Source organism: Streptomyces sp. SID11385, assembly GCF_010548245.1.
In the GTDB taxonomy this organism is placed as follows: Bacteria; Actinomycetota; Actinomycetes; order Streptomycetales; family Streptomycetaceae; genus Streptomyces.
The window spans coordinates 1-6,189 of record NZ_JAAGLR010000851.1; the positions used below are offsets into that span (position 1 = coordinate 1).

Here is a 6,189-nt window from a genome sequence, read left to right on the forward strand (position 1 = left end):
AGGCGCCCGTGGAGATCGCGGCGAGCCGGGCGCCGCGCGCGTGCGCGGCGCGCAGCGCGTCGACCACCTCGGCGGGCGGGTCCTCGCGGTCGGGGTGGCGGTAGCCGGGCAGGAAGACGGTCTCGGCCCACGCCAGCGCCTCCAGGCCGTGCGCGACGCCGTACGAGAGCCCGTCCCCGCCGGTCACGAGCCCCGGCGCGGCCCCGCACACGCGTACTTCGTACGGCATGCTCGCGCGGGTCGAGAAGACCTGCGCGGGAATGCCGACATCGAGCGGCTTGGCGCCTTCGAGCACCAGGACGGCGACGCGGCGGAGGCGACGAGAGGGGCGGTCGTTCACGCGGGCCAGGCTACGGAAACGGGCTCCGGAAGGAGGGCACGGCTTGCGCGGTCCTACGGGCGCAAGGCGTCGTCCAGGCGGATCGCGAGGACCTGGCCCGGCCACCCGTCCTGGTCGAAGCGCTCCGTACGGCGGAATCCGCACGACACGTAGTAGTCGACGAGCCGGCCGTCGTCGCCCGCGTAGCAGTCGACGCGGAGCAGGCCGACGCCCGCGCGCCGCGCCTCGGCGACGGCGTGGGCGACGAGCGCGGCGCCGATGCCGTGCCCGGCGAGGCTCCGGTCGCTCACGAGGAAGTGCAGGTAGCGCTCGGGCTCGGGCGCGGGAGCGAGGTACGGGCCCGGTCCGTCCGTCAGCGTCATCGAGCCGACGACGCGCCCGTCCAGCTCCGCGACCCAGGGCTCGCCCTTCGCGAAGTACCCCTCGACCTGCTCGATCGCGCGCGGGCGCTCGGTGAAGTGCCGGGTGCCCCACTGCCCCGTTCGGCCGCGCGCGCTCAGCCAGTCCACCGCCCCGTCCAGAAGCGCGAGGACGGCGGGGACGTCCTTTGCCTTGCCGGGTCTGAGCGTCAGCGCTCGGGAGGTGTCCATGTCCGCGAGGTTAGGGGAGCGGAGCGCCGGACGCTGGCCGCGCGCCAAGACTGTGAATCACGAGACTTTTCACGGGCGTCGACGCGCTTCCGGCGGGCAGCTTGTCGGACCATCGGCTTGCCTGCCTGGTTATCCACAGGCGTGGGGGACTTCCGCCGGGACCTGTGGGATCGTTCCCGGCACCATGAGACTCTTCGCCGCGCTCCTGCCCCCGCCCGAGGCCCTCGACGAACTCGCCGCCGTCGTCCGCCCGCTGCGCCGCCTGCCGGGGGCGGACGATGTGCGGTGGACCCGCCCCGAGGGCTGGCACGTGACCCTGGCGTTCTACGGGGACGCCGAACAGGAGCCGCTGGTACGGGGTTTGACCGCCCTGGCCGTCTCCCACCCGCCGCTGCGCCTCTCGCTCGCCGGAGCGGGCGGCTTCCGGGGCGGGACGCTGTGGACGGGGGTACGGGGCGACGTCGCCGCCCTGCGCGCGCTCGCCGGGGCCGCGCGGAGCCTGGGCGGTGCGACGGAGCACGCCTACCGGCCGCACCTGTCGCTGGCGCGGGTCTCGCGGAGGCTGTCGCCCCGCGCGTACGAAGAACTGCGCACTTCGTACGAAGAACTGCTCGGGTCGTTCTCCGGACGGACGTGGACCGCCGACCGCGTGCGCCTGCTGCGGAGCGTGCCGGGCGGGCACGGGATCGCGAACCAGTACGTGACGGAGGCGACGTACCCCTTGGCCGGGCCCGCCGGGCGGGACGGCTAGGCTCGAAGAGTGGACCCGAAGACCCGGAACCGGATCATGGCCGGTGTGCTCGTAATGATGTTCGTCGTCGTGGCGGTGGCGGCGGCCGTGGGCCAGTAGCCCCGTACCGCCGCCACCGTGCGCGCCTCCTGCCGGAGGCCCGCCGTCACCAGGCGAAGGCCTCCGGAGAGGGCCCGGGACCGGGGAAGATCTCGTCGAGGCCGCTCAGGACCTCTTCCGAGAGCTCGACGTCCACGGCGCGCAGCGCCGAGTCGAGCTGTTCCCTCGTGCGCGGCCCGACGATCGGACCCGTCACACCGGGGCGGGTGAGGAGCCAGGCGAGGGCCGTGTCGCCGGGGAGCAGTCCGTGCTTGTCGAGCAGCGCCTCATACCGCTCGATCTGGTCCCGTACGGCCGTGTTCTTGAGCGCGTCGGCGCTGCGACCGCTCGCGGTGCGACCGTTCGCCGCGCCCTCGCGCTCGCGCTTGAGCGCGCCGCCGAGCAGCCCGCCCTGCAGCGGCGACCAGGGGATGACCCCGAGCCCGTACTCGCGCGCGGCCGGGATGACCTCCATCTCGGCGCGGCGCTCGGCCAGGTTGTACAGGCACTGCTCGCTCACGAGGCCGACCATGCCGCGCCGCGAGGCCAGTTCGTTGGCCTGCGCGATCTTGTAGCCGGGGAAGTTCGACGAACCGGCGTAGAGGATCTTGCCCTGCTGGATCAGGACGTCGATCGCCTGCCAGATCTCCTCGAAGGGCGTGTTCCGGTCCACGTGGTGGAACTGGTACAGGTCGATGTGGTCGGTCTGGAGCCGCTTGAGGCTCGCGTCGACCGCGCGGCGGATATTGGCGGCGGAGAGCTTGTGGTGGTTCGGCCACGGGTCGCCGACCCCCATGTAGCCGTTGACCTTCGTGGCGAGCACGACCTTCTCGCGCCGGCCGCCGCCCTGCGCGAACCAGGTCCCGAGGATCTCCTCGGTCCGGCCCTTGTTCTCGCCCCAGCCGTAGACGTTGGCCGTGTCGAAGAAGTTGACTCCCGCGTCGAGCGCGGCATCCATGATGGCGTGACTGTCGGCCTCGTTGGTCTGCGGCCCGAAGTTCATCGTCCCCAGGACGAGCCTGCTGACCTCAAGTCCCGTGCGTCCGAGTTGCGTGTACCTCATACCGACCAGCCAACGCCTTGGAGTGGACTCCAGGCAAGTGGGGGGAGTGGGGTGAGGAGAGCTGGGGGGAAGGGAGGGGAGTGGTGCGGCGGGGCAGGGGCGCAGCAGGGCAGTGGCGCGCGGGGCAGCGGTGCGCGGGGCAGCGGTGCGGCAGGGGAGCCGTCGATGCGGGGGAGGGGAACGGCGGGCGACGGGAGTGGGGGAACGCGACAGCTAGTGCGGCGGCTCGGCTCGTATCTCCTACCTCTGCGTTGCGTTATCACCCTGCGTGCTGCGTGCTGCGTGCTGCGTGCTGCGTGCTGCGTGCTGCGTGCTGCGTGCCCGCCCGCGCGCCTGCCTGCGCGGAACGGGAACCTTCTCCTCGCGCCGAGCGTTGTGGCCACCACAGGGGGCCCATAGATCCCCTAGGGAATCCGTTCGGCCCTCCCCTAGGTGACTCGTGCGATGCACCCCCTCCCCGCGCACTGCCCCGATTCCCCGACCGCGGTCCGCGCTCAGGGCTGGTCCGGGAAGTCCTCTGTCGCGAGGACGAGCGCGGCCGGTGTCTTGCTCAGATCCACGTCGAGCCCGAACTCCACGATTGTCTCGGCGCGGTACTCCCCGTCACGCGGCTCCGTGTAGACGTGGCAACGGCGCTGGTACGGGTCGGCGACGAGGTAGACGGGCACCTCGGCGCTCGCGTACGCCGCCTTCTTGGGACCGTAATCGTTCTGGCCGGTGCCCCGCGAGATGACTTCGGCGACGAACTCGACATCCTGGTACTGCCAGCGGCCACCCACTGGTTCCGCGTCCTTGCGGAGTTTGGCCACGTCCGGGGCGAACGCGTTGCTCTCGCCGGGGAAGTCGATACGCACGTCCGACAGGACGAGGACGTCCAGGCCGTGGGCGTCCTCCAGAGCTCGCACGAGACGGCGGATGATGCGCCAATGAGCTTCTCGCTGCGGTGACATGTAGACGTACCCCTCGACGATCTCGGACCGGAATCCGTCAGGGGTGGCGCGCTCCACGCACTCGAAGATCTTGTCGAGGTCGCTGTCGTGGTCTTGTTCCTGGTCTGCCATCGTGATTCGGTCCTCGGTCTGTACGAGGGTCATCGTGGCGCTCCTCCCCGGCAGGGCGCTGGACGCACTGCCGCGTTCCTCAACGATAGGAGGAGCGGGCCCGACACGGTACGGGAACGAGCGTGCGGCGGCGTGGGGGGCGCGCCGGGGCACGGGGGCGGGGCGGTGGGCGCGGTTCAGGCGCTCGGGGAGTGGCGGGGGCGTGCGTGGGGGCGGGACGTGCGCAGGGGGCTAGCGTTGTCCGTATGAGTGACCACGTGCGTCCGAACCCGAGCCCGGCAGTGTCCCTTTCCGGCCCGCCCGTCGAGCCTCCGCAGTCGCTCACCGACCCCGCCGAACTGCTGCCCGCGTACCTCGACTACTACCGCGCCACCGTGCTCGCCAAGCTCGATGGGCTCTCGGAGGCGGAGTTGCGCGGCAGCAGGCTGCCCTCCGGCTGGTCGCCGCTCGAACTGCTCAAGCACCTCGCGTACGTCGAACGGCGCTGGCTGCGCTGGGGTTTCCTCGGTGAGGAGATGGACGAGCGTACGGCGTGGGGCGACGACGACCCGGAATCGGGCCGCTGGCGCGTGCGCGAGGACGAGTCCCCGGCGCTGATCCGGGACCTCTTCGCGCGGGAGTGCGCGCGGTCGCGGCAGATCGTCGCGGCGGCCGGACTCCAGGACCGCGCGGCGAGCACGGGCCGTTTCCCGCCCCCGGCCGAGCCGCCGACGCTGTCGTGGATTCTCTTCCACGTACTCCAGGAGTACGCGCGCCACGCCGGACACCTCGACGTCGTAAGGGAGTTGACGGACGGGCGAGTGGGGGAGTGAGGGCGGGGCCGTTTCGGCCCGGGGGCGTTTCGGTCCGGGGCCGGGAGCTTGGCCGAGGCGCCGTCGTCGCGGCCGGTGTGCGCCGGCCCGTTCCGGTTCGCGCCGCGCCGTCAACCGATCCCGCGCTTCTCCAGGGCCCCGAGCGTCACGACGAGCAGGACCACGGCGCCGCCCGCCCCCGCGAGCAGCATCTCCCACCACGCGTCGATCGCGCCCAGGAACCGCAGCGCGAACCGGAACGGCGCCACGGGCAGTACGTCCAGCAACCACCGTGCCACCGGTCCGAGAGCCCACGCCCCGACGGCCGCTCCGACGACCCCGGCCGCGATGAGCAGCGTGAGGATCAGCTCGTCCGACGGTGGGGTGCTGTGCTTTTCCGCCGGATCGGCGGCGTGCGCGTCTGCGGGCGGGCCCGTGTGCTGTTCTGCGGACGGGCCTGCGAGCGCATCTGCGGGCGCGTCGGCGTGCGCTCCTGACGGGCCGTTCGCGTGCGCCTCGGACGGCCTTCCCGCGCGCGTTCCTGGCGGCCCGGCCGCTCGCGGTCCCGCCGCCTGCGGTTCCGGCGGTCCGTCGCCGGGCCGTGGTGTCTTCTCCGGTTTCCCCGCGTCCTTCGTCATGCTCCGAGGTTCCCGTCTCCCCACGTCGGCGCGCGAGGGGCAAGGGTCTGCGGTGCTACGACTTTGGTAGGGGAGTGGTCGGCCGCCATCCGGCGGGGGAGGGACGCCACCGCCCGGGACCCCGCCGGAACGCTGCCCCGGATCAGTCCTGGGACGGGCCGTGCGGGGGCACCGGGGTGTGCTCGATGCCGTGGAGCAGCGCGCGGAAGGACCACGTGAAGCGGGCGTCCGGGGTGCCGGAGAGCAGACGCGACGAGGCCGCGCGGATGTGCGGGTGGCGGTCGGGGTCGACGCCGTGGACGGCGTGCCGGACCGCCTGCCACTCCTCGTCGGCGACCGGTGAGGCATCGCGGTCCGTCTGCTCGGCGGCCGTCGCGGTGGCGTGCTGAAGGAGCAGGTCCACGCCCCAGGCGGCACGGTCCGACGCCACGCCCCCCTCGGCGAGGAGGGCGAGCATGCGCTCGACGAGGTCGAGGTAGTGCGGACCGCTGGGGCGGGCGACGAGCGCGGAGCGCGCGAGGCCCGGGTAACGGAAGAGGAGGAGCGTGTACGAGTGGAGGAGGCCGATCAGGCGCTGCTCCCAGCCCGCCCCGTCCTCCTCGGGGAGGATCTCGGCGGCCCCGGGGACCTCCACCTCGCCGAGGAGCTGGTCGAGGATCGCCGCGTGCAGCTCCGTCGTCCCCGCGACGTACACGTAGAGCGAGGCGGGACCGGTGTCGAGTTCCTTCGCGAGGCGCCGCATCGTGACCTTGTCGAGGCCCTCGGCGGCCATGACCCGGATCGCCGCCGCGACGATGCCGGCACGGCTCAGCGCCGGTTTCGCGGGACGGTCGCGGCGGCTGCGGGGCGCGGCGCTGCGGGGGGCGGCGGCGCGGCG

Annotated in this window: 9 protein-coding genes; 2 read left to right on the forward strand and 7 right to left on the reverse strand. The window is 72.8% G+C overall.

The features are described 5' to 3' along the window. Both G3I42_RS25810 and G3I42_RS25815 read right to left on the reverse strand, forming a co-directional pair. Positions 1 to 340 (reverse strand): DJ-1/PfpI family protein (locus tag G3I42_RS25810; RefSeq protein WP_343244667.1); only part of this gene is annotated, 340 nt, incomplete at its 3' end. A 53-nt stretch (positions 341 to 393) separates the two neighbouring features. Further along, positions 394 to 930, reverse strand: coding sequence for a GNAT family N-acetyltransferase (locus tag G3I42_RS25815; RefSeq protein ID WP_164289795.1), 537 nt, complete (start codon positions 928 to 930; stop codon positions 394 to 396). Between the two features lie 184 nt (positions 931 to 1,114). On the opposite strand from G3I42_RS25815, the gene thpR reads away from it, so the two are divergent. Next, entirely contained in the window at positions 1,115 to 1,681 is a 567-nt protein-coding gene (thpR, locus tag G3I42_RS25820) for an RNA 2',3'-cyclic phosphodiesterase (RefSeq protein ID WP_164289797.1), read from the forward strand. Here the strand turns inward: thpR and G3I42_RS25825 are convergent. The 3 genes from G3I42_RS25825 to G3I42_RS25835 all read right to left on the reverse strand — a co-directional run bounded on the left by G3I42_RS25825 (position 1,678) and on the right by G3I42_RS25835 (position 3,916). Further along, a complete protein-coding gene (locus tag G3I42_RS25825; protein ID WP_164289793.1) occupies positions 1,678 to 1,830 on the reverse strand; it encodes a hypothetical protein in 153 nt (50 codons plus the stop codon). The two genes, thpR and G3I42_RS25825, sit on opposite strands and share 4 nt — an antisense overlap. Then, complete coding sequence (locus G3I42_RS25830) at positions 1,827 to 2,822, reverse strand: aldo/keto reductase (RefSeq protein ID WP_164289799.1); 996 nt, start codon at positions 2,820 to 2,822, stop codon at positions 1,827 to 1,829. Before G3I42_RS25830 ends, G3I42_RS25825 begins: the two co-directional genes overlap by 4 nt. A 494-nt stretch (positions 2,823 to 3,316) precedes the next feature. After that, a complete protein-coding gene (locus G3I42_RS25835; RefSeq protein ID WP_164289801.1) occupies positions 3,317 to 3,916 on the reverse strand; it encodes a Uma2 family endonuclease in 600 nt (199 codons plus the stop codon). A gap of 212 nt (positions 3,917 to 4,128) precedes the next feature. Here G3I42_RS25835 and G3I42_RS25840 point away from each other — a divergent pair, with 212 nt between their 5' ends. Beyond that, positions 4,129 to 4,695: a DinB family protein gene (locus tag G3I42_RS25840; protein ID WP_164289803.1), complete on the forward strand. Its 567-nt coding sequence runs from the start codon at positions 4,129 to 4,131 to the stop codon at positions 4,693 to 4,695. 110 nt (positions 4,696 to 4,805) lie between these two features. On the opposite strand, the gene G3I42_RS37855 is transcribed toward G3I42_RS25840, so the two are convergent. Both G3I42_RS37855 and G3I42_RS25850 read right to left on the reverse strand, forming a co-directional pair. After that, positions 4,806 to 5,312 carry a hypothetical protein gene (locus tag G3I42_RS37855; RefSeq protein WP_239096675.1) on the reverse strand — a complete coding sequence of 169 codons (507 nt, stop codon included), beginning with the start codon at positions 5,310 to 5,312 and terminating at the stop codon, positions 4,806 to 4,808. 142 nt (positions 5,313 to 5,454) lie between these two features. Next, the coding region (locus tag G3I42_RS25850; RefSeq protein ID WP_239096676.1) for a TetR/AcrR family transcriptional regulator at positions 5,455 to 6,189 on the reverse strand (735 nt) is incomplete at its 5' end.